Origin of the sequence: Brevibacterium aurantiacum, assembly GCF_007558825.1 — a bacterium.
In the GTDB taxonomy this organism is placed as follows: Bacteria; Actinomycetota; Actinomycetes; order Actinomycetales; family Brevibacteriaceae; genus Brevibacterium; species Brevibacterium aurantiacum_A.
The window spans coordinates 79,213-103,719 of sequence record NZ_VLTK01000014.1; the positions used below are offsets into that span (position 1 = coordinate 79,213).

19 protein-coding genes are annotated in these 24,507 nt (G+C 60.7%); 12 read left to right on the top strand and 7 right to left on the bottom strand.

What is annotated here, in order from left to right:
• Window positions 1-101: 101 nt before the first annotated feature.
• From FO013_RS18900 to FO013_RS18915, 4 genes are all read right to left on the bottom strand, one after another.
• Entirely contained in the window at window positions 102-1,388 is a 1,287-nt protein-coding gene (locus tag FO013_RS18900) for a TRAP transporter large permease (RefSeq protein ID WP_143924114.1), read from the bottom strand.
• The gene (locus FO013_RS18905; RefSeq protein WP_260848273.1) at window positions 1,388-1,957 is read right to left on the bottom strand and encodes a TRAP transporter small permease; all 570 of its coding nucleotides are present in this window, start codon (window positions 1,955-1,957) and stop codon (window positions 1,388-1,390) included. The genes FO013_RS18900 and FO013_RS18905 overlap by 1 nt, the downstream gene beginning before the upstream one ends.
• Before the next feature lie 2 nt (window positions 1,958-1,959).
• Window positions 1,960-3,003 (bottom strand): DctP family TRAP transporter solute-binding subunit, encoded by a 1,044-nt coding sequence (locus tag FO013_RS18910; protein ID WP_186293207.1) that lies wholly within the window; start codon window positions 3,001-3,003, stop codon window positions 1,960-1,962.
• A 239-nt stretch (window positions 3,004-3,242) separates the two neighbouring features.
• Window positions 3,243-3,842 (bottom strand): TetR/AcrR family transcriptional regulator, encoded by a 600-nt coding sequence (locus FO013_RS18915; protein WP_143924117.1) that lies wholly within the window; start codon window positions 3,840-3,842, stop codon window positions 3,243-3,245.
• A gap of 101 nt (window positions 3,843-3,943) precedes the next feature.
• Between FO013_RS18915 and FO013_RS18920 the strand changes: the two genes are divergently transcribed.
• Complete coding sequence (locus FO013_RS18920) at window positions 3,944-4,690, top strand: SDR family NAD(P)-dependent oxidoreductase (RefSeq protein WP_143924118.1); 747 nt, start codon at window positions 3,944-3,946, stop codon at window positions 4,688-4,690.
• A gap of 45 nt (window positions 4,691-4,735) precedes the next feature.
• Here FO013_RS18920 and FO013_RS18925 read toward each other — a convergent pair whose 3' ends face one another.
• On the bottom strand, window positions 4,736-5,329 hold the full coding sequence (locus tag FO013_RS18925) for a TetR/AcrR family transcriptional regulator (protein WP_143924119.1): 594 nt from the start codon (window positions 5,327-5,329) through the stop codon (window positions 4,736-4,738).
• Between the two features lie 119 nt (window positions 5,330-5,448).
• On the opposite strand from FO013_RS18925, the gene FO013_RS18930 reads away from it, so the two are divergent.
• The 3 genes from FO013_RS18930 to FO013_RS18940 are packed head-to-tail and all read left to right on the top strand — an operon-like array spanning window position 5,449 to window position 7,923.
• A complete protein-coding gene (locus FO013_RS18930) occupies window positions 5,449-5,880 on the top strand; it encodes an Ohr family peroxiredoxin (protein WP_143924120.1) in 432 nt (143 codons plus the stop codon).
• A gap of 31 nt (window positions 5,881-5,911) precedes the next feature.
• On the top strand, window positions 5,912-6,514 hold the full coding sequence (locus FO013_RS18935; RefSeq protein WP_222103679.1) for a hypothetical protein: 603 nt from the start codon (window positions 5,912-5,914) through the stop codon (window positions 6,512-6,514).
• The gene (locus FO013_RS18940; protein WP_143924121.1) at window positions 6,511-7,923 is read left to right on the top strand and encodes a dihydrolipoyl dehydrogenase family protein; all 1,413 of its coding nucleotides are present in this window, start codon (window positions 6,511-6,513) and stop codon (window positions 7,921-7,923) included. The genes FO013_RS18935 and FO013_RS18940 overlap by 4 nt, the downstream gene beginning before the upstream one ends.
• 105 nt (window positions 7,924-8,028) lie before the next feature.
• Here FO013_RS18940 and FO013_RS18945 read toward each other — a convergent pair whose 3' ends face one another.
• On the bottom strand, window positions 8,029-8,709 hold the full coding sequence (locus tag FO013_RS18945) for a GntR family transcriptional regulator (protein ID WP_186293208.1): 681 nt from the start codon (window positions 8,707-8,709) through the stop codon (window positions 8,029-8,031).
• A gap of 170 nt (window positions 8,710-8,879) precedes the next feature.
• On the opposite strand from FO013_RS18945, the gene FO013_RS18950 reads away from it, so the two are divergent.
• The 6 genes from FO013_RS18950 to FO013_RS18975 all read left to right on the top strand — a co-directional run bounded on the left by FO013_RS18950 (window position 8,880) and on the right by FO013_RS18975 (window position 16,309).
• Entirely contained in the window at window positions 8,880-10,067 is a 1,188-nt protein-coding gene (locus tag FO013_RS18950) for a CaiB/BaiF CoA transferase family protein (RefSeq protein ID WP_143924123.1), read from the top strand.
• Between the two features lie 5 nt (window positions 10,068-10,072).
• Window positions 10,073-11,788: a FumA C-terminus/TtdB family hydratase beta subunit gene (locus FO013_RS18955; protein ID WP_143924124.1), complete on the top strand. Its 1,716-nt coding sequence runs from the start codon at window positions 10,073-10,075 to the stop codon at window positions 11,786-11,788.
• A 93-nt stretch (window positions 11,789-11,881) separates the two neighbouring features.
• The gene (locus FO013_RS18960) at window positions 11,882-13,030 is read left to right on the top strand and encodes an acyl-CoA dehydrogenase family protein (RefSeq protein WP_143924125.1); all 1,149 of its coding nucleotides are present in this window, start codon (window positions 11,882-11,884) and stop codon (window positions 13,028-13,030) included.
• A gap of 14 nt (window positions 13,031-13,044) precedes the next feature.
• Window positions 13,045-14,223 (top strand): acyl-CoA dehydrogenase family protein, encoded by a 1,179-nt coding sequence (locus FO013_RS18965; protein WP_143924126.1) that lies wholly within the window; start codon window positions 13,045-13,047, stop codon window positions 14,221-14,223.
• Between the two features lies 1 nt (window position 14,224).
• Window positions 14,225-15,094, top strand: a complete 870-nt coding sequence (locus tag FO013_RS18970) for an HTD2 family dehydratase (protein ID WP_143924127.1) — start codon at window positions 14,225-14,227, stop codon at window positions 15,092-15,094.
• 9 nt (window positions 15,095-15,103) lie between these two features.
• Window positions 15,104-16,309, top strand: coding sequence for a CoA transferase (locus tag FO013_RS18975; protein WP_143924128.1), 1,206 nt, complete (start codon window positions 15,104-15,106; stop codon window positions 16,307-16,309).
• A 655-nt stretch (window positions 16,310-16,964) separates the two neighbouring features.
• Here FO013_RS18975 and FO013_RS18980 read toward each other — a convergent pair.
• Window positions 16,965-20,570, bottom strand: coding sequence for a hypothetical protein (locus FO013_RS18980; protein WP_143924129.1), 3,606 nt, complete (start codon window positions 20,568-20,570; stop codon window positions 16,965-16,967).
• Between the two features lie 442 nt (window positions 20,571-21,012).
• Between FO013_RS18980 and FO013_RS18985 the strand changes: the two genes are divergently transcribed.
• Window positions 21,013-21,420 carry a (deoxy)nucleoside triphosphate pyrophosphohydrolase gene (locus FO013_RS18985; RefSeq protein ID WP_143924130.1) on the top strand — a complete coding sequence of 136 codons (408 nt, stop codon included), beginning with the start codon at window positions 21,013-21,015 and terminating at the stop codon, window positions 21,418-21,420.
• A 93-nt stretch (window positions 21,421-21,513) separates the two neighbouring features.
• On the top strand, window positions 21,514-24,396 hold the full coding sequence (locus FO013_RS18990) for a DEAD/DEAH box helicase (RefSeq protein WP_260848267.1): 2,883 nt from the start codon (window positions 21,514-21,516) through the stop codon (window positions 24,394-24,396).
• Window positions 24,397-24,507 lie beyond the last annotated feature (111 nt).

The window sequence follows — 24,507 nt, forward strand, 5'->3', positions numbered from 1 at the left end:
CGGCCTTCGTCACGCTTCCATGACCACTGAACACTTATGGTGCAGGTGACCAGTCCGCAAACTGTCCACCTGCACCAAAAGTGATCGATCTTCCTCGGGCCCTACGACCCCACGAACGCCGTCGCGAAGAACGGCACGAAGGTCACCAGCGCCAGGGCCGCCAGGAGCACAAGGGCGCTCGGGATGGCGGCCTTCGCCACGCTCATCACGCTCATGCCCGACATGCCTGAGGCGACGAACAGGTTGAGTCCCAGCGGCGGCGTGATCATGCCGATCTCCAGATTCATCACGACGATGATGCCGAAGTGGATCGGGTCGATGCCCAGCTCCATGGCGATCGGCAGCAGGATGGGAGCGAGGATGAGGATCGCTGAGGACGTCTCCATCACACATCCCACGAACAGCAGCAGGATGTTGACGAGGATGAGGAACTGCCAGGGCTGCAGGTCCCAGTCGGTGATCGTTGCCGATATCGACCCCGGAATCCGCTCGCTGGCCAGCACGAAGGTGAAGAGGATGCCGTTGGCGATGATGAACATGACCATCGCCGAGGTCTTCACCGACGAGAGCGTGACTTCCCAGAGCTGCGAGATCTTGATCTCGCGGTAGATGACCAGGGACACCACCAGGGAGTAGGCGACTGCGACGGCCGCCGCCTCGGTGGGGGTGAACCAGCCGGAGTAGATTCCGCCGAGGACGAGGAACGGCAGCGCCAGTGCGAGGATAGCGTCGCGGAAGGCCTTGAGTTTGTCGGCATTCGACAATTTGAAGCCGGCTCCCGCGTGTCCGTAGCCCTTCTTCCATGCCACGAACACGGCCATGGCCAGCAGCATGACGCCGGCGAGGATGCCCGGCAGGATGCCGGCGAGGAACAGATCGCCGATGTTCTGTTCGGTGGCGATGCCGAAGACGATGAGCGGAATCGACGGGGGAATGAGGATGCCCAAGGACCCCGACGTGGCCACGAGTCCGGTGGAGAACTCCTTCGGATAGCCGTTTCGCATCATGGCCGGGATCATCAGCGCGCCGACGGCGACGACCGTGGCAGGCGACGAGCCGGAGACCGCGGCGAAGAACATGCACGCGAGCACCGTGGTGATCGCCATTCCGCCGCGCAGATGCCCGACCATTGCGGCACCGAAATCGGTCAGCCGGCGCGAGATTCCGCCGCGGGACATGATGTTTGCCGCGAGGATGAAGAACGGGATCGCCATGAGCGGGAACGAGTTGAGCGCATTGAACAGCCGTTCCGAGACTTGAGTCATCGGGATGAGCGTGAAGTAGTAGAAGTAGACAAGGCTGGTCAGGCCCAGTGCCACCGCGATGGGCGCCGAGGTGACGAGCAGCAGAATGAGGACTGCAATGAGAACGAATGTTGCTTCGAGCATCAGCGATCCCCTTCCTTCGTGTCGTCGATGGCGATGTCGTTGACGTCGATGCCGACCGCCGCGGCTTCCTCAGCAAACACGTCCTTGTCGAGTTCCTCGGCCGGGGCCTTGATGGCACGGATGAGCATCTCGGCCGCACGGATGAGGAACATCGTCATCCCCACCGCAAGCGAGAGTTCGACGACCCACAGAGGCAGCTTGAGTGCCGGGGTGATCGTCGTCCTTGAGAAGGGCTCACTGATGAGTGCCCAGGACAGGTAGGCGATGAAACCCGCGTAGACGAGGGTGGCCAGGCCGCCGAGGACAACGAAGAACTTCTTCTTCTTGCCCTTGAGCAGCGTCGGCATGATGTCCACGGCGACGTGATCGTTGTGTCGCAGGGTCACGACTGCGCCGAAGAAGGTCGAGCAGATGATGAGGTAGATGATGGCCTCTTCGGACCAGAACAGGACATCACCGGTGATGTTGCGCAGAAGCACGGCGAAGACCGCGAGTGCTGTGGCGCCGATGAGGCTGGCGCCGGCCAGGAAGTTCTCCACCCGGCTCAGATACTTGTCGAAGGTTCTCATCGTCACTCCCGTTCCTTGTCACGCTGCAGGAGCTCGTCGACGACCTCGGGGCCGATGACATCCCGGTACTTCTCGTACTCGGAGGGCACAACCATGTCCTTGAACGACTGGCGCTCCTTCTTCGTGGGCACGACGATTGTCGTGCCACCGGATTCCTCGATGAGTCGCTTCGACTCTGCGTTGACCTTCTGTGACTCCTGTCGGTTGAATGCGGAGGCCTCGTCGGCGGATTCGTCGACGACTGCCTGCAGGTCAGCGGGCAGTTCGTCGTACCACCGTTTGTTCACAGTGAGGATGTAGCCGATGTACCCGTGGTCGAGTTCGGTCACGTATTTCTGGACCGTATGCATCTTCTGTGACTCAATGTTCGAGTAGGTGTTCTCACCGCCGTCGATGAGTCCCTGCTGGAGACCGTTGTAGACCTCGGCGAAGGCCAGGGGAGAGGGGATTCCGCCCCAGGTCTCGAACTGGGTGCGCAGAACGTCGGAGGGCTGGATGCGGTACTTCTTGCCCTTCATGTCTTTAGGCGAGAGCGTTGGGTTGTTCGAATGGATCTGCTTCATTCCGGAGTCCCACAGGCCGAGGACTTTGAGCCCGTTGGCCTCGAGGTCGGGGTTGGCGTAGATCGCCTTCCCGATTTCGGTCTCAGGGCTGACGATGTCCGGGATCTCATCGGGTTCGTCGAAGATGAATGGGAGGTCGAGGACCTGCAGGCTCGGTGCGATCGTCGTGAACTTCGCGCTCGCCGGGGCGAGCATCTGCACGGCGTTGGACTGCAGCGCCTGCATCTCATCCTTGTCGCCGTAGAGCTCCGAGTTCGGAAAGACCTCGACCTGGATACGACCGTCGGATTTCTCCTCGATCTGCTTCGCAAAGTAATCGGCGGCGAGTCCCTTCGGCGTACCCGTCGACGTCACATGGGCAAAGCGCAGTTCGAACTTCTCCTGCTTGCCGCTGCGCGCGGGATTGCAGCCACTCAGAACGAGCAGGCAGATCGACAGGCAGGCAACCAAAGGTTTCCACCCGGATCGTCGTATCGACGTCATCGTCAGCTCCAGTTGTAGGAATCGGTGTGTGAGATCAGTGGGCTGCATCACCCGCACGATCAAACGTTTTTGAGCTTAGACGAGATCTCAGCGATTTCCAATATTATCTGAAAAAGAATGCATTGTTTCCCGTGAAGCGGGATCTCGGGCCCGCGCAGTGCGGACAATTGCAAGGCAAGGGCGGATGAAGGCGCTGTTGTGGCAACGGCCCGTCTGGTCGTTTTTCGGTGCCTGTCGATTCAGTCGCTGGAACGGGCCGGCAGAAGGTGATCTGCGAGTGACCGGGATGTGGCCTTGAGCGCGGCCGTGCTCATTCCCGTCCTGCTCATGTACACGATCCCTTGTTGAGCGGTGAGAATGGCGCGTGCCAGCGCAATCGCATCCGATTCGGCTTGCAGATCCCCTTCATCCTGGGCGCGGGAGATGCAATCGGCGATAAGTTCAGTCGATGTTTCGTAGGTCGCATGAGCGAGGGTGAGAACCTCCGGGTCGGCATTGCCCAGCTCGGAGGTGCTATTGGCCAGCAGGCAGCCCCGCCGAACACCGGAGTCGTCCCCCTCGTCGACCGGCGCCTCGAGCAGCATTCGCAAAGCACTGATCGCTCGTGGAGTCTCGCCCAGGACTTTCCGAAGATTCTCATGATTGCTGTCGATGTAGCTCCGCAGCGCTCGGAGGAAGAGTTGACGCTTGTCGCCGAATGCCGCGTAGATGCTGCCCTTGCCCAGCCCGCTGACCTGCATCAGGTCCTCCATCGAGGTCGCGGCGTAGCCTGCGTCCCAGAACTGCTCCTGAGCCGCATCCAGTATCTGCTTCTCGTCGAATGCTCGTGGACGTGCCATGGCCCCAGGATACGTGTTCTTGACTCAATGGTCCAGAACTCTCTATTGTGGACCGAGCGGTCAAGAATGGCGGCGTGAATCGAAATGGAAGCAGGGAGATCATGGGAAAGCTGAATGGCAAGGTAGCGATCGTCACGGGCGGATCACGAGGGATCGGGGCAGCATCGGCCCGGGCGCTGGCTGATGAAGGAGCTGATGTCGCGATCAGCTACTCATCCTCGGCGGATCGCGCCAAGGCAGTGGTCGCTGATCTGGAGGCGAAAGGAGTGCGCGCGGCAGCCTTTCGCGCCGACCAGGCTGATGCGGCGCAGGCGGCAGGTCTCATCCACAGTGTGAAGGAACATTTCGGGCGCCTCGACATCCTGGTCAATAATGCGGGCGTCAGTGCTCCAGCCCTTATCGATAGCGAGGATGTCGATGAGTCCAGTATCGACCACCAGTTCGCGGTGAACTACACCGGTCCAGTCGCGGCGATCAGAACGGCGTTCCCGATCCTGCCTGAGGGTGGGAGGATCGTGAGCATCAGCAGTGGAGTTGCCACGCGAACAGGCTTCTCCGGGATGGCTGACTATGCAGCGTCCAAGTCTGCTCTCGAGGGCTACAGTCGCGGCGCGGCCCGCGATCTCGCGCACCGAGGAATCACGGTGAACGTGGTCCAAGTCGGCTTTACCGACACAGAGATGAACCCTGCCGACAGCGCTGCCGCACCCATGTTCCTCTCCACGACGGCGATCGGCAGATACGCCAGGCCAGAGGAGATTGCTGCGGGTGTTGTCTTCCTCGCCAGCCCGGAAGCGTCCTACGTCACGGGCACGGTGCTCAACATCGACGGCGGGTACCGTGCGTAACAGGTTCGCCTCAACAGTGATCGTGGATGCCCCTCTGGGCTCGGTTCAGAGGTTCGCTGCGGCGATCACCGAGGCGAATGCGGTGGAGAGTGCCGCTGTGACGGACGCAGATTCTCCGAGATAGCCGTTGACCATTGCACCGTCGCGCAGGATCATGAGCTGCTGGGCCGTGAGGCCGGCATCTGAGGCCCCGGCCTCGGCCGCGATTGAGGCGAACTCGTCAAGCATCCACTGCCGATGCTCATCGACGACCGCACGCACCGGATCCTGCGGGTCTGCGAACTCTGCGGCGGCGTTGATGAACGCGCAGCCCCGAAACCCCGGGCTGCAGCTCGCCGTGCCGACACCCTCGGCGATCGCATGCAGCGAGCCTTCCGGATCCTCGACTTGGCGCATCGAGGAGAACCATGCGCGCTCTCCGGCTGCCTGCTGCTGCAGATAGGCGACGACGAGGTCGCTTTTCGTGGGGAAGTGGCGATAGAAGGTGACTTTCGTGATGCCCACCTGCGCAATGATGCGATCCGCGCTCGTGCCGCGGATCCCGTGCGAGTAGAACATCTCATTCGCGGCCTGAAGAATGCGTTCACGCGTGGCGGGACCCGATCTGCTGCGAGTGCTTTCTGAGGCCTTCTGTGGCATCCGTTTTCTCCGAATTCGTCTGTGCTGCTTGCGTCGGTATACGAAGTAGTCTACATTATTGAAGTAGACGAACTAGTAACTCTACTTAGTTCGCATCATCATCCAAAAGGAGACACCGCATGTCCGCCACGCTCTACACCACCACCGCCACCTCGACCGGCGAGGGCCGCGCGGGAGGCCGCGCGGTCACCGACGACGGCCTGCTTGACATCACTCTGGCCACTCCCACTTCGATGGGCGGCCCCGGCGGCGCGACAAACCCCGAGCAGCTCTTCGCAGCCGGATGGTCATCGTGCTTCCACTCAGCCCTGAAGATGGTCGCCGCACAGCAGAAGACGCCCGTGACCGATTCCACTGTCACCGCGGATGTGTCGCTGACGAAGACCGACGACGGCAACTTGGTCCTCAACGCCACGATGCGTGTGCACATTGGAGGCGGCATCGCCCAGGACGCCGCTGAGGCGCTCGTGGCCGCTGCGCACCAGGTGTGCCCCTACTCGAACGCGACCCGCGGCAATATTCCCGTCACCCTCACCACCACCGTCGCCTGAGCGACCACGTGAAATCACCAGGAGCAGAACAATGACCACGCAATCCACCGCAGCACAGTCCACGGACGTGCAATCTGACACCTCGGCGGCCTATAGCCGTTCGCTGCGCAAGCTGTACTTCGTCCGCTTCGCCTTCGCCGCCGTCTGGGTGGGGATCATGTTCGCCACCGCCGCCAAGGCCACCGACCCGACCCCGCTGTTGACAGTCCTCCTCGTCATCTACCCCGTCTTCGACGCCGCTGCGGTGCTGTGGCAGCTGCGGGCAGACCCGGATAAGCAGCGCTCGAAGACTGTCGAATGGCTCAATGTCGTCATCAGCGTCGCGATTGCGATCGCCCTCGGCGTCTCATCTTCGATCGCGATCCCCGCAGCTCTTGCGGTCTGGGGCGTGTGGGCGATCATCGTCGGTGTCCCGCAGCTGATCGCCGCGATTCGCAACCGCCGCAACGGCGGCCAGGTCGCACAGATGCTCTCGGGCGGCATCTCGGTCTTCGCCGGTGCCGGCTTCCTGTTCCAGGGACTCCAGGGCAGCGGCATGATTTCAGGCGCGGCCGGATACGCAAGCCTCGGCGCGATCTTCTTCCTCGTCTCGGCTATCCGACTGAGCGTGAAACTGAAGGGACAGAGCGCATGAGCCAGGAAAACACCGAAGTCGACTACGACCTGATCGTCATCGGCGGTGGAGCTGTTGGCGAGAACGTCGCCGGCAGTGCCACCCAGCAAGGTCTGCGTGTGGCAATCGTTGAGTCCGAATTGGTCGGCGGCGAGTGCTCGTATTGGGCCTGCATGCCGTCGAAGGCATTGCTGCGCAGCGGACACGCGATCCGCGCCGCCCGCCGCGTCCCTGGCGCCCGCGAAGCCATCACCGGTGGGCTGGATGCAGACGCCGTGCTCGCCCGACGCACTGCGTTCACCGACAACTGGAAGGACGAAGGTCAGGTCAGCTGGCTCGAGTCTGCCGGCATCGATCTGATCCGCGGATTCGGCGCATTGGACGGACCCGGCCGGGTGAAGGTCGGAGACCGTGTCTACACGGCTGGGGCAGTCGCGTTAGCCACCGGATCTGTCCCGGTCATCCCGCCGATTCCGGGGATTGCTGAGTCTCGAGCGTGGGGGACCCGCGAAATCACCGCTGCCGACCATGTGCCGCAGAGTCTGATCATCCTCGGCGGAGGCGTCGCCGGCACCGAGATGGCCTTCGCCTTCTCCGCGCTCGGCACTCGGGTCACCGTGCTCTCCCGTGAAGCCCTGCTCGGCCGGGAAGAACCGTTCGTCGGTGAGCACGTCGCCGCGGCACTCGAGAACGAAGGCGTCGATGTGCGCATCGGCCCATCACCCGTGCGCGTCGACCGGGAGAGTGACGGAAGCATCACCGTTGCGTTCGAGGACGGCACGACCCTGCAGGCTGAGGAGATGCTCGTCTCGACCGGACGGCGGCCTGCGACCAGTGGACTGGGGCTAGACGTCGTGGGCATCGATGACAACCTGATTGTCGATGACACGATGCTCGTCGAGGGCACCGATTGGCTCTACGCCGTCGGTGATGTCAACGGGCGTGCACTGCTGACCCATCAAGGCAAATATCAGGCTCGTGCCGCGGGTGAGGCCATCGCCGCTCGTGTCAACGGCACGCCGCTGTCGGGCGAGAAGTGGGGGCGACACGTCGCCACCGCCGACCACCGTGCTGTGCCTCGCGTCGTGTTCACCGACCCCGAGGTTGCGGCTGTCGGGCTCACGGAGGCGCAGGCCCGCGAAGAAGGAATCGGGATCAGGACAGTCGAATTCGATCTCGGTTCGGTGGCCGGCGCAAGCCTCCACGCCGACGGTTACACCGGGCGCGCGAAGCTCGTCATCGACGAGCAGCGTCTCCTTATAGTCGGCGCAACATTTGTCGGTCAGGACGTCGCGGACCTGCTGCACTCGGCGACGATCGCGATCGTCGGTGAAGTGACACTCGACCGTCTCTGGCATGCAGTGCCCTCGTATCCCACCATCAGCGAGGTGTGGCTCCGGCTCCTCGAGACCTACGGCAGACCAAGCTGAGACGCAGAGCGCTCGCGGCTCGGAGAATCGTCCGCACCACTCGCGTCCGAATGGTCACATCACACGCAGGTGAAGTGACCATTCGCACGCGTGCGTGTGACGGTGTCAGTCCGCGTCGAAATCGAAGGGGTCGGCGATCGGCTCACCCGTCGTTGACTCGGCCAGGCGGAGGAAACCGTTCGTGATGTGATCGCCGAGGTGGGTTGCCGCTGCGTCGGGATCGATTCGTTTCACGGCATCGACGATGGCCTGGTGCTCACTGTGGACCTGGTTGAGACGGTCCGAGCTGTCAAGAGTGAGGTCCCACGGGAAGGCTCGCCACCGGGTCGCGATGTCATCACGCAGGGCAGGCAGTCCGCATCGGTCGTAGAAGAAGAAGTGGAACTCCTCGTTGCGGGTATTGCGTCCCATGGCATCGCCTTCTTCGCTGGCGGAGTCCAGGGCCTCGAGGAGCTTCTCTGCCTGGCGCAGCTCATGACGGGAAATCCTTGTCGTCGCGCGAGCGATGGCGAAGGTCTCGGTGAGTTTGCGGGTGATGAACAGAGACTTGAGCCGGTCGATGTCGACGCCGGCCACACGGACACCCCGGTGAGCCTCGGAGGACACAAGGCCTTCGGACTCGAGGATCCGCAGGGCTTCACGGACCGGGGTGATCGAGGCGCTGAACCATTCGGCCACTTGGTCCTGGCGCAGGCGTTCGCCGCGTTCGAGTTCGCGGCCGAGGATCTTCCTGCGCAGGCCGAGGACGATCATGTCACGCTTCGTTGAAGCCGACTCTTGATCCATCTGCCGTTTTCCTTCGTTCTGCTCGTCGCTCTCACTGCACGTGCTTACGATCGTCACGTCTGACTTGATGAGTCTATCCCGATCAATAGATTCTATCATTAATAATGCATTCTCAGTCAGAAGATGTATTATTTGAACGTCAACTCGTGAAAACTCGCTGTGGAGGCCCCTTGCACGCTGAACTTCCCTTATCCGGAGTCACCGTCATCAGTTGTGAGCAGGCTGTGGCCGCGCCCTTCGCGTCTCGGCAACTCGCCGATCTCGGTGCTCGTGTGATCAAGATCGAACGACCCGGAACCGGGGACTTCGCTCGCGGCTACGACACCACGGTCAACGGAATGGCGAGCCACTTCGTGTGGCTCAACCGCAACAAGGAGAGCCTGAGCCTCGACCTCAAACACCCGGAGGGTAAGAAGATCCTCAACAACCTCGTCGCCGAGGCCGACGTGTTCATCCAGAACTTCGCCCCCGGCGCCGCCGAGCGACTGGGCTTCGGCGCCGAAGAGCTGCGCGGCATGAATGATCGACTCATCTACGCCTCGATCTCCGGATACGGACCAGACGGACCGTACAAGGATGCCAAGGCATACGATGCACTTGTGCAGGCCGAGGCAGGTTTGGTCTCTGTGACGGGGACTGAGGATCATCCCGCGAAGACGGGAATCTCAACGGCGGACATCTCCGCCGGAATGTACGCGTATTCCGGCATCCTCACCGCGCTGTTCAACCGTGAACGCACCGGCGAGGGCGCCACCTTGCAGATCAGTCTCTTCGACTCCCTCGTCGAATGGATGGGCTACCCCCTCTACTTCACCCACGGCAGCGGCACCCGCCCCACTCGGGCCGGAACCTCGCACGCTGCCATCGCCCCCTATGGCGCCTTCACCTGCGGCGACGGCACCCAGATCATGCTGGCGATCCAGAACGAACGCGAATGGAAGAGCTTCGCCACCCAGGTCCTTGGTCGAGAGGACATGGTCACCGACGAACGCTTCGACCGGGCAGCCCACCGCTACGCCCACCGCGATGAGCTGCAAACCATCATCGAAGCAGTCTTCGCCGACTTCACCGGCGCGCAATGCGACGAGCTCCTCGAAACCGCCAAGGTCGCACACTCGCGGCAGCGGGACATGACTGAGATCGCCGATCACCCCCAGCTGGTCGAGCGCGATCGCTGGCAGGACGTCGGTTCCCCGGTCGGGCCGATCCCGATGCTGCTGCCTCCGGTCGGCATGTCCGGGGTTGAACCTCGGATGGATCCGATTCCCGATGTCGGAGACCATACGGACACCATCCTCGGCGATCTGGGAATCAGTCCTGAGAAGGTTGCCGAACTCCATCGCGAAGGAGCAGTCTGATCACCATGGCCGAACAACCTGACACAACACCGGCCTTCGCGTATACGTCTCTGCTGCCCACCAGCGGTGCGGGGCCGGCCATGCGCCGCCTCGACATCGACGGTGTGAAGCAGATCCACGCCGAGGTGGCCGACCAGTCCAGATCCTTCCTGCAGGTCGCGCCGTCGACGCTCACCGACCTCGCCGAGGTGGCCTTCAAAGAGGTCTCGCACTACCTGCGCACCGACCACCTGGCCAGCCTGCGCGCCATCATCGACGATCCGGAGGCCAGCGCCAACGACGTCTTCGTCGCCCTCGACCTGCTCAAGAACGCTTCGGTCTCAGCCGGGGAGATCCTGCCGATGTGCCAAGACACAGGTACCGCGATCGTCTCCGCCAAACGCGGACCCAATGTGCTCACCGATGGTGACGACGCGAAGCACCTCTCTGCCGGAATCCACAAGGCGTACGAAGAACTCAACCTTCGCTACTCACAGTTGGCTCCGGTCAGCCTCTTCGAGGAGAAGAACACGGGCACCAACCTGCCCGCACAGATCGAAGTGGGCCTCAGCCCAGACGATGACTACGAGCTGCTGTTCATGGCCAAAGGCGGGGGAAGTGCGAACAAATCCTTCCTCTACCAGGAGACGAAGGCCGTGCTCAACGAGTCATCGATGCTCGACTTCCTGGCGGAGAAGATCTCGACTCTCGGCACAGCAGCCTGCCCGCCCTACCACCTGGCAGTGGTCATCGGCGGACCCTCGGCGGAGTTCACGCTCAAGACCGCGAAGCTTGCCAGCGCCCACTACCTCGATGACCTGCCGACGGCCGGTGACGCGACACTGGGCCACGGATTCCGCGACACGGACTTCGAAGACACCGTGTTCAAGCTGACGCAGACGCTCGGGTTCGGCGCCCAGTTCGGCGGTAAGTACTTCTGCCACGACGTGCGCGTCGTCAGGCTCCCACGCCACAACGGATCGCTGCCGATCGCCATCGCCGTGAGCTGCTCGGCCGACCGGCAGATCCTTGCCCGCATCAACGCCGAGGGTGTCTTCATCGAAGAGCTCGAGCACGATCCCGCCAGGTTCCTGCCGTCGATGGGCCGGGTCGAGGAGATCGAATCCGGCAATGTCACCGAGGTAGACCTCGACCGTCCGATGCCCGAACTCCAGTCACAGCTGAGCCGACTGGCCGTAGGGGACAGGCTCTCACTGTCCGGCACCGTGATCGTGGCCCGCGACATCGTCCATGCGAACCTACGTCAGCGGTTGGGCGAGGGCGGGCAGCTGCCCGACTATTTCAAGGACCACCCCATCTACTACGCGGGACCGGCCAAGACTCCCGACGGAATGCCTTCGGGATCGTTTGGACCGACCACCGCTTCACGGATGGACACCTACGTGCGCCAGTTCCAGGAAGCCGGCGGGTCGATGATCATGCTCGCCAAGGGCAACCGCTCGGCTCAGGTGAAGAACTCCTGCGCCGAATTCGGCGGATTCTACTTAGGCTCCATCGGCGGGCCCGCGGCCCGTCTGGCCCAGGACTGCATCACCGAAGTCGAAGTCCTCGACATGGAAGACCTCGGGATGGAAGCAGTGTGGCGGATCAAAGTTGAGGACTTCCCGGCCTTCATTATTACCGACGACAAGGGCAACGACTTCTTCGACAGCACTGGACCGGATACGACGATCGGACTCGGGCGGACGAGAACAGCGAAAGACGGCGCCCGACTGGACTGAACCGGTCACGGACCACCACGAATACGGCCACGTCGGGCCACCTCGGCGAGGCAGACAATCACAACTTCAGCAGCAGAGGATAAGGACTTCGAGATGGCAGTCAGCAGCGAAGAGCAGATGATGATCGATACGGTCGCCGAGTTCATCGACCACGACGTCAAACCCCACGTCAACCGGGTCGAGCATGCCGACGAATATCCGGAAAAGTGGATCCAGACCATGAAGGACATGGGCATCTACGGACTCGCGATCGACGAGCCCTGGGGCGACGGCAAGGTCTCGACCGAGGCGTATGCGCTCATCACGCAGGAACTGGCCCGCGGGTGGATGTCCCTGGCTGGTGCCATGGGCGGGCACACCGTCGTGGCCAAGCTCATCGCCGAATACGGCACGAGCGAGCAGAAGGACAAGTACCTGCCGCGCATGGCCACCGGTGAACTGCGTGCGACCATGGCCCTGACCGAGCCCGGTGGTGGCTCTGACCTGCAGGCCATGCGCACCTCGGCAGCCAAGGACGGCGAGGACTACGTCATCAATGGGTCGAAGACCTGGATCACCAATGCCCGCAAGTCCGATCTCATCGCACTGCTGTGCAAGACCGACCCGAGTGCAGAGCCCCGCCACAAGGGCATCTCGATCATCCTTGTCGAGAAGGGTGAGGGTTTCACGGTGTCGAAGAACCTCTCGAAGCTCGGCTACAAGGGTGTCGAGACCTGCGAACTCGTGTTCGAGAACCTGCGCCAGCCGCAGTCCCAGCTGCTCGGCGGGGCAGAGGGAGTCGGATTCAAGCAGATGATGAAGGGCCTGGAGATCGGCCGCATCCAGGTGGCTTCTCGCTCGCTCGGTGTGGCCCAGGCTGCACTCAATGACGCTGTGAAGTACTCGCAGGAGCGCGAATCCATGGGCAAGCCGATTTGGCGTCACCAGGCCGTGGGCAACCAGCTGGCGAAGATGGCGACGAAGCTCGAGGCCGCCCGGCAGCTCGTCCTCCACGCAGCTCGCACCTACGATTCCGGTGAGCGCGTGGACATGGAGGCCGGCATGGCCAAGTACTACGCCTCAGAGATGGCCGCCGAGGTGGCCCTCGACGCCATCCGTGTCCATGGCGGTTACGGATATTCCACCGAATACGACGTCGAACGCTACTACCGGGATGCCCCGCTGATGATCGTCGGCGAGGGCACCAACGAAATCCAGCTCAACGTCATCGCCAAGCAGCTCATCGGCCGCAACAAGGCCTGAGAGGGAGACGCACCATGACGCACAAACCCAGGCCCAGGCCGGACACCCCGCACTTCATGACCGAGGAACGCCTCGAGATCCAGGCGCTCGCCCGCGAGTTCGCCCACGACGTGGTCCTCCCGTTGGCCAATGAGCTCGACCCCATCGAGGGACAGTTCCCTGAATGGTTCATCAAACAGATGGCCGATATGGGGTTCTTCGGCATCCTCATCCCCGAGGAATACGGCGGCCTCGGATTGGGTGTCTTCGAGTACTGCCTCGTCGCCGAGGAACTCTCCCGTGCCTGGATGAGCGTGGGTGGACTGCTGGCTCGGGGCAACGGGATGGGCGGTGGCTTCTCACCCGAACAGGAAGCCCGGCTGCTGCCGAAGGTCGCCACAGGTGAGTATTTGGGTGCCTTCGCCCTGTCCGAGGCAGAAGCCGGATCCGATGTCGCCAACATCCGGTGCAAGGCCAGTCGTGCCGCGGACGGTGGGTGGGTCATCAATGGCACGAAGATGTGGTGCACGTTTGCCGATCAGGCTGACTATGTGATTCTCTTTGCCCGCACCTCGACCGATGAGGCCAAGCGCCATCGTGGGATCTCAGCGTTCCTCGTGGAGAAGAACCGGGGTTCCTTCCCCGAGGGTATGTCGGGGACTGCTGTGAAGAAGATCGGGTACTTCGGATGGAAGACCTGGGATCTGGCCTTCGACGACTTCCACCTGCCGGCCGAAGCACTGCTGGGTGAGGAAGATCGTGGCTTCTACCAAGCGGTGTCGGGTCTTGAAGTGGGGCGTGCGCATACGGCGGCTCGCTCGATCGGTTTGGCGCAGGCGGCGTTGGAGGACTCGATCGCGTACTTGAAGCAGCGGGTCCAGTTCGGGCATCCTCTGGCTGATTTCCAGCATCTGCGGTTCAAGGTCGCTGACATGGCCGCCCAAATCGAGGCCAGTCGTGCGTTGATGTATCACGTGTGCACGCAGATCGATTCTGGTGCACGCTGTGACAAGGAAGCGGCGATGGTCAAATACTTGGCCGCGGAGATGGCGGAGAAGGTCACCTCGGAGGCTGTCCAGATCCATGGTGGTGCCGGGTACACGAAGGACTTTGCCGTGGAGCGTCATTGGCGTGATGCCCGGTTGACGAAGATCTTCGAGGGCTCGTCTGAGATCCAGATGCGCATCATCTCCGATGAACTGTTAGGACGTTGACATGACTGAGATCAACCTGCAGGACTGGGTCGGCCGATCCAGCACCGAAGAAGACATTGCCTCTCCGATCAGTGCTGCCCGCTTGGCCACGTTGCTCGAACAGGACGTATCGTCGTCGACCGAGCCAGCGACGCTGTTCCCCGTGGGACACTGGTTGCACTTCGCCGAAGACGACGTTCCGATGAGCGAACTGGGAACAGACGGTCACGTGAAGCTCGGCGGATTCATGCCCCCGGTCGGACTGCCTCGGCGCATGTGGGCCGGCAGCAAGCTGCAGTTCCATGCACCCATCCTCGCCGGGCAGAAGCTGTCACGGACGACAACCATCGAATCGATTACGGAGAAGACCGGCGGCAGCGGTTCCCTCTGCTTCGTCGTGCTGCGCCACGAGGTCTCCGCCGATGGAAACCTCGCGACAACGGATCGGCACACGATCGTCTACCGGGAAGCCACCTCGGCGCCAGAAGGATCCACGGCGGCACCAGCGCGTGCGGATTCCCCGGCACCCGAAGGGTGGGACTGGGTGCGCTCGGTGCGACCCAACGAGGTTACGCTCTTCCGCTACTCAGCTCTGACATTCAACTCCCACCGCATCCACTACGACCACCCGTATGTGACGGGCGTCGAAGGCTACCCGGGACTCGTCACCCACGGCCCGCTGACCGCGACACTCCTGCTCGACGCATTCATGAAGAACCACCCGGAGGCGAGCGTCGCTACGTACGACTTCCGCGCGAAGTCACCCCTGTTCGCGAACGAGCAGATACACCTCGTCGGTCGCAGCACCGGAGCGAACACCCATGAACTCGAAGCCATCGGACCTGATGGTCAGACCGCGATCGCGGCAACAGTGACGACCACGGAAAGCTGAGGAGCACCCATGTCTGAGACACGACCGGCACCACTGACCGGACTGAAAGTCGTCGAGATCTCCGCCTTCGTCGCAGCACCTCTGGGTGCGATGACCCTGGCGCAGCTGGGTGCCGACGTCATCCGCATCGACCCGATCGGCGGCAACATCGACGCCAACCGGTGGCCGATCAGCGATGACGGGACGTCGATCTATTGGGCCAGCCTGAACAAGGGCAAGCGCTCGGTCACCCTCGATCTCAAGTCCGAAGAGGGACAGAAGATCGCGACCGATCTCATTGCCGAGGCGGGCACCCTGGTGACGAACCTGCCCGCTCGCGGATGGCTGAGCTACGACAATCTCGTCCAGCACCGTGAAGATCTGGTCATGCTGCGTCTCAATGGGTCCCATGATGGGAAGCCGGCCGTGGACTACACGATCAATGCGGCCAGCGGGTTCCCGATCATCACCGGCGATGATGAGCGACCGGTCAACAATGCGCTGCCGGCGTGGGATGTCATCGCCGGCCTGTACATTGCCAATGGCATTACTGCCGCTGAGCTCGATCGCCGGACTTCGGGCAAGGGGCAGGAGATCAACCTCGCCCTGTCCGATGCGATGCTCGCAACCGTGGGCAACCTCGGATACATCGCCGAGGTGCAGTCGACCGGTAAGACTCGTGGACCGCTGGGCAATGGCCTCTATGGCGCCTACGGGCAGTCGTTCAAGACCTCGGACGAACGCGAGATCATGGTTGCCGTCATCTCGAACAAGCACTGGCGCGGACTGGGCAAGGCGACGGGGCTGTCCGAGAAGCTCGAGATGATCGGGCCCATGCTCGACGTTGATCTGTCTACCGAAGGCGGACGGTTCGAAGCGCGTGAGGCCATCGACGTTGTGCTGCGCCCGTGGTTCGCTGCGCACACGGTCGCCGAGGCGGCTACTGCATTGGCCAATGCCGGTGTGCTCCAGGGTGAGTTTCAGACCTTCGAAGAGCTCGTCAACAACGATCCGTGGTGTTCGTTGGAGAACCCGCTGTTCGGTGAGATCGAGCAGCCGGGAGTCGGCCGTGTGATGGCTCCTCGGGTGCCGTTGTCGTTCTCTGGGACGCCGGCGGCAGAAGCGGTTGCTGCTCCGCGGCTGGGTGGGGATACGGAGGATGTGATGGCAGATGTGCTAGGGCTCGGCCCCGATGAGCTCACGTCGCTCCGAGAATCGGCGACAATCGATTCCTGAGCGCTGATCAGTTCGACGCCTCGAGCGCTGCGCGCCTGACTGCGGCGCTCGAGCTGCTGGAGGCAGGCGAAAGAATCGAGCAGGTCGCCTAATCGGTCAGATTCTCCAGCGCATCGCGTTTCGTCCCTGAGCTCAGGAGGCACTACAGGATGACGGCGGGGCGCCAGGATCAAATGAGATCGTGTAAGCATCACGGCAAAGCTGGGTGGGCGTAGGAACCGATCTCATTGCCGAGACGGGGACGTCCTTTACGAATCTGACCGCCCGTGGCTGGTCGAGCTAAGAGAACCTGGTTCGGCACCGTAGGGACCTTGTCATGCTCCGCCTGGATGTGTGGGGTGACAGTTCGCCGACGGTGGAGCTCGATCGGTGCTCCGCGCGCCAGGAGTAGAGATCATCCGGGCCTCGTCCGATGCTGGTATGGCGGTTCGGAGAGCACAGACTCGAGCCTTCGCGACCACAATAGTGCCTGATTCGCACTCGACGAATAGGTCTTGTCGCTAAGGAGTGCATTTAGGTGAGTGCGTCGACTAACCTTCAGTTTCTCCACCAGGCACACGGCCCACCGTTCTCGGGTGACGTCGCTGTGATGCGTGTAGCAGACAGGCGTCCGACGCAATGCTGGCGGCTTGCCCCGGATAACGGCAGTGACTACCTACCGCCCGCGGCCCTTTCCGCGACGGGATCGTTGTCGCCCTGCGTCGACTCCGACCGCCTCGGTGGTAAGGTCGTCGATGGCAACGACGGGGAACGGGCTCTCCGTCATCAGAGGCATGATCAGCGGCTCGCTGGTCACGACGGCGCCGAGCACCTTGACCCGAGCACTTGCGGGGAGGCCCAGGCCGGTGGCGACGACAACGTTGTTGTTGCGGAGCCAATCGATTCGTCGTGAGTGGAGTTCGACAGTCGATCTCTTGCCGCTCTTTCCGGTGAAGAGCTTCTTGACCTCATTGGCGATCTCGACCGGTGTGCGGGCAATCTCGAAGTCTTTGGCTTCAATGGCGACGATGGTGTTGCTGGCCTCATGGAACGCGAAGACGTCGATGTCGCCGATGTCGTTGCCTTCCGGGTCGGCTACTCGTTTCTTTCCGAACTTCTTCACGGATAGATAGGTGGTGAAGCCGAGACGGTCGAGCTTACGGCCGACCTGTTGCGCGAAATGGTCGTTGATTCGGCCTCTGGTCTGGGAGATGAACTTGATCATCTCGTCGGTTTCGGCTCGTCCCTGGAGCCGACCGGAGAGAAGGTTGTCGACCCAATACGGTCCAAGCCGGTAGAGGGCGCGAAAGCCGAAGACGAGGTCTGATCCTTGCTGGACGACGGGTCTCCGGACGTACGACATGTCTCGGTTGAAGCGCCACGGCACCGCGTCGTTTCCGATCGACATGAACGATGCCCTGGGAGCGAGCGTGATCTTGTCGAGGACCTGCTCCACAGTCACTGGGGTCAGGCCCTTGCTGTTGGAGACCTCGGCGATGGCAGTCGTTCGGTCGACGCGATTCACTTGGTCGGCGGCCCCAAGATCCAGCAGACCCCCGCATACCTTGCGCAGCTCGTCGAAGGTGAATCCGAACTCTGCCTGTGTTGCCTCGGCGCTAGTAGCGAGGAACTCGGCAAAATCGAACGGATTCGATTCGTCAACCGAGTCGTCGGCTTGGGCCTCACGCAGTGATCGGGAGCCAGAATTCACGGCGTATGTTTCCATCGCTTGGTGAATTGGGTGGTCTCGCTCTACTCCGAGGCGCCCCGACTCGAGGATGGACACCTCGAAGTCCGCCAGGTGGTGGTGGAGGAAATCCGAAGCTGTTCCTCGATCGGCGATCTCCCTCGCGATGCTGAGCATTCCGTAATAGTCGCGCGTCTGGACTTGCTCAGTGCCGGTCGGCGGACACGCTGCGACGTACTCGATCAGGAACCGGTTGGCACGCTGAGCAGAAGCGCTCGCCTTGCGCTCCTCAACGAGATCGGTGGCCGCCTCAGAGTTCTCTCCGAAACACGCGATTCGCGCCCGGAGCATGGTGTCGAGGAACTTGGCATTGTGGAGGAGCGACTCGTTTTGCGCGATCAGGTATGCGAGTAGGCCTCGAGGCTCGTAAACAACGATCTCGCTTTCGAGTCGCTTGAAGAGGTAACTGACGGCCGCATTGAGAACATCGACACGGTTTTTACCCTCGAAACCACCTGTCGGGAAGTTGCCGCCTGACGGCGAACGGAGCCAGTTGCCTAGTTCATCGAGCAGCTGTGCGGTGACTTGCGAGTGTCCTGTCAGAGGGCGAGGTAGCCCCTTTGCCCACATGTCAGGCGCCTGGTTTTGATCGAAAGCGTTGAGCATGCGCTTGGAACCGGTCGGCGCGACCCGATCCAGGACTTCTGGCAGATCGGCAACCGCTACAGCGAACAGGGCCTCCAGCAACGCCGAGACCAGCTCGCGCTCGGCAAGGTTGTCTCCTTCTTGAAAGAGAGCGACGAACGTCTCGGCGATCTCGAAGGTGAAACCACCCGAACGAGGGGAGACGCACACCGCAGGATCAGACTGCGACCAACCGTTCGGCTTGCGCCACGATTCGGGCGAAGAGAGTTTGAGTACGAGTTCAACGGTTGGATCGGTCGGTACGACGTCGACGTGGTTTGCGCATTCCCAGACCCAATATGCAGCGCACTCCATGAGCTCGGCCTCGACACCTACCGGTCCGTCGTTGTCCAGGTCGACGGTGATGAAGATATTGCTGGCGGTCAGCTCGACCACATAGCCTGGGAAGGGGCTGCGTGGGTCGATTATGTAGATGCCGCGGCCATCGCTTCGATATCGTCGCCGGGCAGTGACGATAATTTTAGGGTCAATTGGCGGCACGACTCCGTGCGTGTCAATTTCGAGTTGGCACTTGGCGCGAGGCACAAGTGCCTCTCCGGTCTGGAACATCATGAGGCTGGGCTGCGGCCCGTCCGAGACGTAGAACGACTTCTCGGACTCCTCATAGACGCTGAACTCGTCAAGGATGTCGGTGACAAGCGCATCCCAGGGGCGCCTGCTCCGCGCTTCGGCGAAAAGGAGCAGACCTAGAGACCCATCAGGCTCGTGATGAAGAATGACCTCGAGATCATCTGACCTGATGAAGAGCATCGGGTCGGCATCGTTGATGTTAGGGACGCTCCAGAATGCGCCTCCGCCCAGGGTATCGGTGACGACAAGGTGCAGGAGCGTCGAGGCGCTCGAGTACGTGCGACGTTCCTCGGGCGCCATGAGGTGGGCAAGGCGCGCCAGCACCGCCTGGGTGTCGTGCACGTGGTCCCAGACGTTGGTCTCCCAGTTGGCCAGTGGGTCGGTTGCGAGCACGACATGCAGGTCGCGTCTGTCGTCGATCGGCACCAGGTACCTGGTGGTCAGGTCGTCCTCTTCGATGAGGATCGCGGTCCTGTCGGGATCGAGCAGGCGCATGACGCGATAGAGCACGGCAGTTCGCCACCTTCGTCCTAGCTTCTCGAGTTGGCCGTCTTGCTTCGCGAACCGCAAGAAGTGGAAGCGCATCGTCACAAGCAGATCGACGGGCAGCACCACTTGGTACCCGTCGTCCATCCTGAGGAACGGATAGGTGGAGAGACGGTCATCGGTGACGTCGTCGTCACAGGGTTCGGTGAGGGTTCCCGGATCGAGCGCGAAGGTGTCGATGACCGTACGGAGCCACGGGGCGTACGAGTCGAGGTCGTCAGTGGAGATGAACGCGGCAGAAGCGAGTTCTTTGAGTCTCGCCGCTCCAGGGACGTCGACGGGAGTCCGTGCAGAACCTTGCGGCAGTGTACCGCGCTGGAGGCCAGCTCGCCTTAGCACCAGGTCACTGACGATGAGCAGGCTGTGAACCAGTCGGAATGCTGGTTGGTAGAGGTCGTTATCCATCCAACGCTCACGGAGCATCGTGTCGATTAGGTTCTTGACGTCAGCCACTGTGTGCTCCCCGCTGCCCGACGAGACAAGGTATGGCCCGCCGGGGAAATCGATGCTCTGGACAAGGACGTCGGAGTAAGGATCTTCTTGCCGAAGGACATCAGGACCGCCGATGTCGTCGGTCTTCAGCAGCGCGCGGATAGCACTGGAACTAGCGGCGGAAATCTGTCGGTCCTCAAGTGCCATGCCAAGCGCCGCCATCCGGTGCAGACGTAGGAGTCTCGACGCGTTCTCTGGGAGCAGCATCAAACCGGACGCCGCAGCAACTATGGATGGCCCGTCGACGGTGCTCGGGACGTTGTCGGTGCGGATGCTGACCATGGTGGGATTATCGCAGACAGTGCCGACAGAGCAGAGTCGGTGCGTTCTCCTTCCGCTTCGTTGAACTGGTAAGAGCCCGAGTGATCCTGCGGCGAACGAGGCTCGAATTGCTGAGTAGGCATGGTCGCCGCTCGTGGAGCATTGCTGAGCTGCGGCAGGGTCCGAATTGAACGCATCGAGCGGGAAGCACCGCTCAGTAAGGGCCTGCGATCCCAATCCCCACCACTGAAAGTCAGCGGTTTAAACCAGCTCCTAACTACAACCCCGCAGGGCGCTGATCTGCGCCAAGACCTCGTCGAGATCCTTGCATCAGTCGCTCGCTAGATCTACCCATCGGAGTCAGGACCTTGCTGACAGTTCTTCTTGACATGCGCGTCGTCCACCGTGCAATTGGCTTGGTAAGCTCGGTGGAAGCGCTTCATATGGCAAAAGGAATTCGTTGATGAAGAAGGAAATCACCGTTGTTGGTGCCGTTGTAGTCGACGGAATGCGAGTGCTCTCCGCGAAACGGAGCGAGGTCATGTCGCTTTCCGGCTATTGGGAGTTCCCTGGTGGGAAGATCGAGGCTGGAGAGACTCTTCGGGACGCGCTTGTTCGTGAAATGCGAGAAGAGCTGCTCTGCATGGTTGAAGTCGGCGAGCAAGTCGAGTCGACCCGACATGAGTACGATTTCGGATTCGTCACGCTGACTACGTTTTATGCAACGGTGGTAGAAGGTGAGCCGCGCTTAACTGAGCATTCGGAAATCCGATGGATTCCTGCGACGGAGCTAAACTCAGTTCAGTGGGCGCCGGCTGATGTCCCTGCGGTCGAGAAGATCATCCGCGATTTCTCGTCTGCTGATAGCTGATCCATGGTCCCCGCGATCCCGGATCACATTCGTCAAGACACAGCATTTGGGTTCTTTGACCGGAGCGCGACTTCTGACAGACTTTTCAACCCCATGTTGGTCTCGAACTTCGAAGCCAACACCATGTACAAGACGATCCTTGACGAACTTCGTCGCTCGAAGAGCTTCACCTTCTCCGTTGCATTTGTCAGCTCTGATGCGATCGCCTCTCTCAAACAAGCGCTCATCGACTTTCCTGGCCGCGGTCGCATCATCACTTCGACTTATCTCGGATTCAACTCGCCAGACTCATTCCGCGAACTCGCCAATCTTCGTGACATCGGTGTCGATACCTACATCTTCGACAATGAGAATCAAGGGTTCCACCCCAAAGGCTTCATCTTCGAACAAGAGCACAGCACCACCGCCATCGTCGGCAGTTCAAACCTGACTTCCCGGGCGCTCAAAGCCAACCACGAATGGAACCTGCGATTTTCCGCGCTCCCAGATGGTGACATCGTAGATCAACTTGACGCCGCCATTGCCGAACAACTGAAAGTGTCGACACCCCTCACTGAGGCATGGATCCAGGCCTACGAGGCCGTCTATGTTCCGCCCGAACGGCGTGAGACCGTCCATCTGTCTAGTGCTGATGGCGGGTCCGACACCGAGGTCATCTGCCCCAATGCGATGCAGATGGAGGCGCTACAGGAAATTGACCAGGTACGCGAATCAGGCGAAGACAAAGCGCTCGTTGTGTCGGCCACCGGTACGGGCAAGACAATCCTCGCCGCGCTCGATGTCAAAGCGGTAAACCCCAACCGGATGCTCTTCGTGGTCCACCGCGAACAGATCCTCGACCGTGCGATTGAAGAGTTCACCAAGGTTCTCGACCTTATTCCAGGCGACATAGGGAAATTTGTAGGCTCACTCCGGGAGCTTGATCGAAGATTCGTCTTTGCCACAGTTCAATCGCTTGGGACGATGGCCAACCTCGAATCCATACCTGCGGACTATTTCGACTACGTTCTTGTCGATGAAGTTCATCGCGCCGGTGCTCAGCTGCATTTGAACATCATCAACTACTTCACGCCCAAATTCATGCTTGGTATCACAGCTACACCGGAGCGCACTGACGACTTCAACGTCTACAGCCTCTTCGACTTCAATGTTCCCTACGAGATTCGGCTCCAGAAGGCACTCGAAGAAGACATGTTGGCTCCGTTTCACTACTATGGTGTCACCGACTTCGAACTTGGTGGCGAGGTTATATCAGATGCCTCCCAGCTGAAAGACCTCGTTGCATCTGAACGAGTCACGCACGTGCTCAACGCAATTGAGACTTATGGCCACGCTGGTGCAGCGGTCAAAGGGCTTATGTTCTGCAGCCGCAAAGAAGAAGCAAATGAGCTCTCCCGACTCCTCAATCAGAGAGCGGTTCACGGTAGAACGTTGAGAACCCGCGCGCTCACGGGAGATGATCCAATTCCGATCCGAGAAGCCGTCGTTGACGACCTTGAAGCCGGCCGCCTCGATTACATCATCACAGTCGACGTGTTCAATGAAGGCATTGACATTCGATCCGTCAATCAAGTAGTGATGCTTCGACAGACTTTATCGAGCATCGTTTTCACCCAACAACTCGGTCGAGGACTGAGGAAGTCCGAAGGCAAGAGCCATCTCATCGTCATCGACTTCATCGGAAACTATGCCAACAACTATCTCGTTCCGATTGCACTTTTCGGCGACAGCAGCCTTAATAAAGACTCCATCAGGCAGAAGATGATTGAAGCTCAAGATGCGGGTACCGTCGCAGGTCTCTCGAGCGTGAACTTCGATCCTATTGCGAAGGAACGCATATTCGCATCGATCGCCTCAACGAAGCTCGACAGTATGAAGAATCTCAAGAAGACGTTCAAAGATTTCCAATCGAGGCTTGGTCGGCCGCCAAAGCTGATTGACTTCGCTCGATTTGACGTTGTCGATCCAGTCGTCATTGCAGGTGCCCGTGGGAACTATTGGAACCTCCTGCACAGCTTCAAAATTTCAGAGCTGGCGCCGCCTGAAATTCAAAACAAGGCACTGACGTTCCTCAGCGTAGAGTTCCTCAACGGTAAGCGTCCGCACGAATTGTTGATACTTGACCACCTGTTGAAGAACCGCGATTCGCTCGATGAGCAGGAATGCATTGGTCTCCTAAGGCGCCACGCTGTGACGGCCGATGAAATGACGATGGTCTCCCTTCAGCGAATCTTCTCGCTTGATTTCTACACAATCACTGAGCAAGCGAAGTATGGGCAGCCAATCGTCGACTGGAACGCGGACCGCATCGCATTGGCCGAATGGTTTGGCGACCTCGTCGCGCAATCCGCGGAGTTTAACGATCATGTCCAGGACCTAGTTGAGACTGGACTCTACTTGTCGCGCCATCGCTATGAGTGGGGCCAGCCGATGGAGCTTGGGAAAATGTACTCACGCAAGGACGTTTGCCGGTTGCTCAACTGGAGCGACAACCAGCAAGGCACGATGTTTGGCTACAAGTTCGACCTTCACACGAACACATGTCCGATCTTCGTTAAATACCACAAGGGCTCAGACATGTCCGCAAGTACTTCTTACAAGGATGCGTTCATCAACGAAAAGACGCTTCACTGGTACAGCAAGAACAGAAAGTCACTCGAGAGCCCCGACGTTCAACGGATCCTGTCGAACAAGTTCGCCCTGCATTTGTTCGCCAAGAAAGACGATGCTGAAAGTGCTGACTTCTACTATTTGGGGAAAGTTAGGCCATCAAATGCCGAACAGGCGACCATGCCCGGAGACGAGCCTGATTCAGAGCTCAGCGTCGTAACGATGAACCTCGCTCTCGACACACCTGTCGAACTCGCGCTGTATGACTACCTTACTCAGAGTGGTTCATCGCCGGCCAAGGATTCAGAAGCAAGGGAAGAGTTACGTTCAGTAGGTGAGGGCCCGGCTCAAGAATCACTCTTCTAGCTGAGATATTGGCAAAGGAGAGAGCCAGAACCATATGCTCGCCCAAACAGCTGTGAGGTGCTCGCCGAGGAGTCGAAGCCGGCACTGCTGCTAGCCGACTTCGCGGCCCCG

Bases quoted from the DNA above. Each gene is read 5' to 3' on its own strand.
- FO013_RS18935 (WP_222103679.1), top strand. From the start codon at position 5,912: ATGACCACGCAATCCACCGCAGCACAGTCCACGGACGTGCAATCTGAC.
- FO013_RS18910 (WP_186293207.1), bottom strand. From the start codon at position 3,003: ATGACGTCGATACGACGATCCGGGTGGAAACCTTTGGTTGCCTGCCTG.
- FO013_RS18945 (WP_186293208.1), bottom strand. From the start codon at position 8,709: ATGGATCAAGAGTCGGCTTCAACGAAGCGTGACATGATCGTCCTCGGC.
- FO013_RS18930 (WP_143924120.1), top strand. From the start codon at position 5,449: ATGTCCGCCACGCTCTACACCACCACCGCCACCTCGACCGGCGAGGGC.
- FO013_RS18985 (WP_143924130.1), top strand. From the start codon at position 21,013: ATGAAGAAGGAAATCACCGTTGTTGGTGCCGTTGTAGTCGACGGAATG.
- FO013_RS18975 (WP_143924128.1), top strand. From the start codon at position 15,104: ATGTCTGAGACACGACCGGCACCACTGACCGGACTGAAAGTCGTCGAG.
- FO013_RS18900 (WP_143924114.1), bottom strand. From the start codon at position 1,388: ATGCTCGAAGCAACATTCGTTCTCATTGCAGTCCTCATTCTGCTGCTC.
- FO013_RS18970 (WP_143924127.1), top strand. From the start codon at position 14,225: ATGACTGAGATCAACCTGCAGGACTGGGTCGGCCGATCCAGCACCGAA.
- FO013_RS18965 (WP_143924126.1), top strand. From the start codon at position 13,045: ATGACGCACAAACCCAGGCCCAGGCCGGACACCCCGCACTTCATGACC.
- FO013_RS18920 (WP_143924118.1), top strand. From the start codon at position 3,944: ATGGGAAAGCTGAATGGCAAGGTAGCGATCGTCACGGGCGGATCACGA.
- FO013_RS18960 (WP_143924125.1), top strand. From the start codon at position 11,882: ATGGCAGTCAGCAGCGAAGAGCAGATGATGATCGATACGGTCGCCGAG.
- FO013_RS18925 (WP_143924119.1), bottom strand. From the start codon at position 5,329: ATGCCACAGAAGGCCTCAGAAAGCACTCGCAGCAGATCGGGTCCCGCC.
- FO013_RS18955 (WP_143924124.1), top strand. From the start codon at position 10,073: ATGGCCGAACAACCTGACACAACACCGGCCTTCGCGTATACGTCTCTG.
- FO013_RS18905 (WP_260848273.1), bottom strand. From the start codon at position 1,957: ATGAGAACCTTCGACAAGTATCTGAGCCGGGTGGAGAACTTCCTGGCC.
- FO013_RS18980 (WP_143924129.1), bottom strand. From the start codon at position 20,570: ATGGTCAGCATCCGCACCGACAACGTCCCGAGCACCGTCGACGGGCCA.
- FO013_RS18990 (WP_260848267.1), top strand. From the start codon at position 21,514: ATGTTGGTCTCGAACTTCGAAGCCAACACCATGTACAAGACGATCCTT.
- FO013_RS18940 (WP_143924121.1), top strand. From the start codon at position 6,511: ATGAGCCAGGAAAACACCGAAGTCGACTACGACCTGATCGTCATCGGC.
- FO013_RS18915 (WP_143924117.1), bottom strand. From the start codon at position 3,842: ATGGCACGTCCACGAGCATTCGACGAGAAGCAGATACTGGATGCGGCT.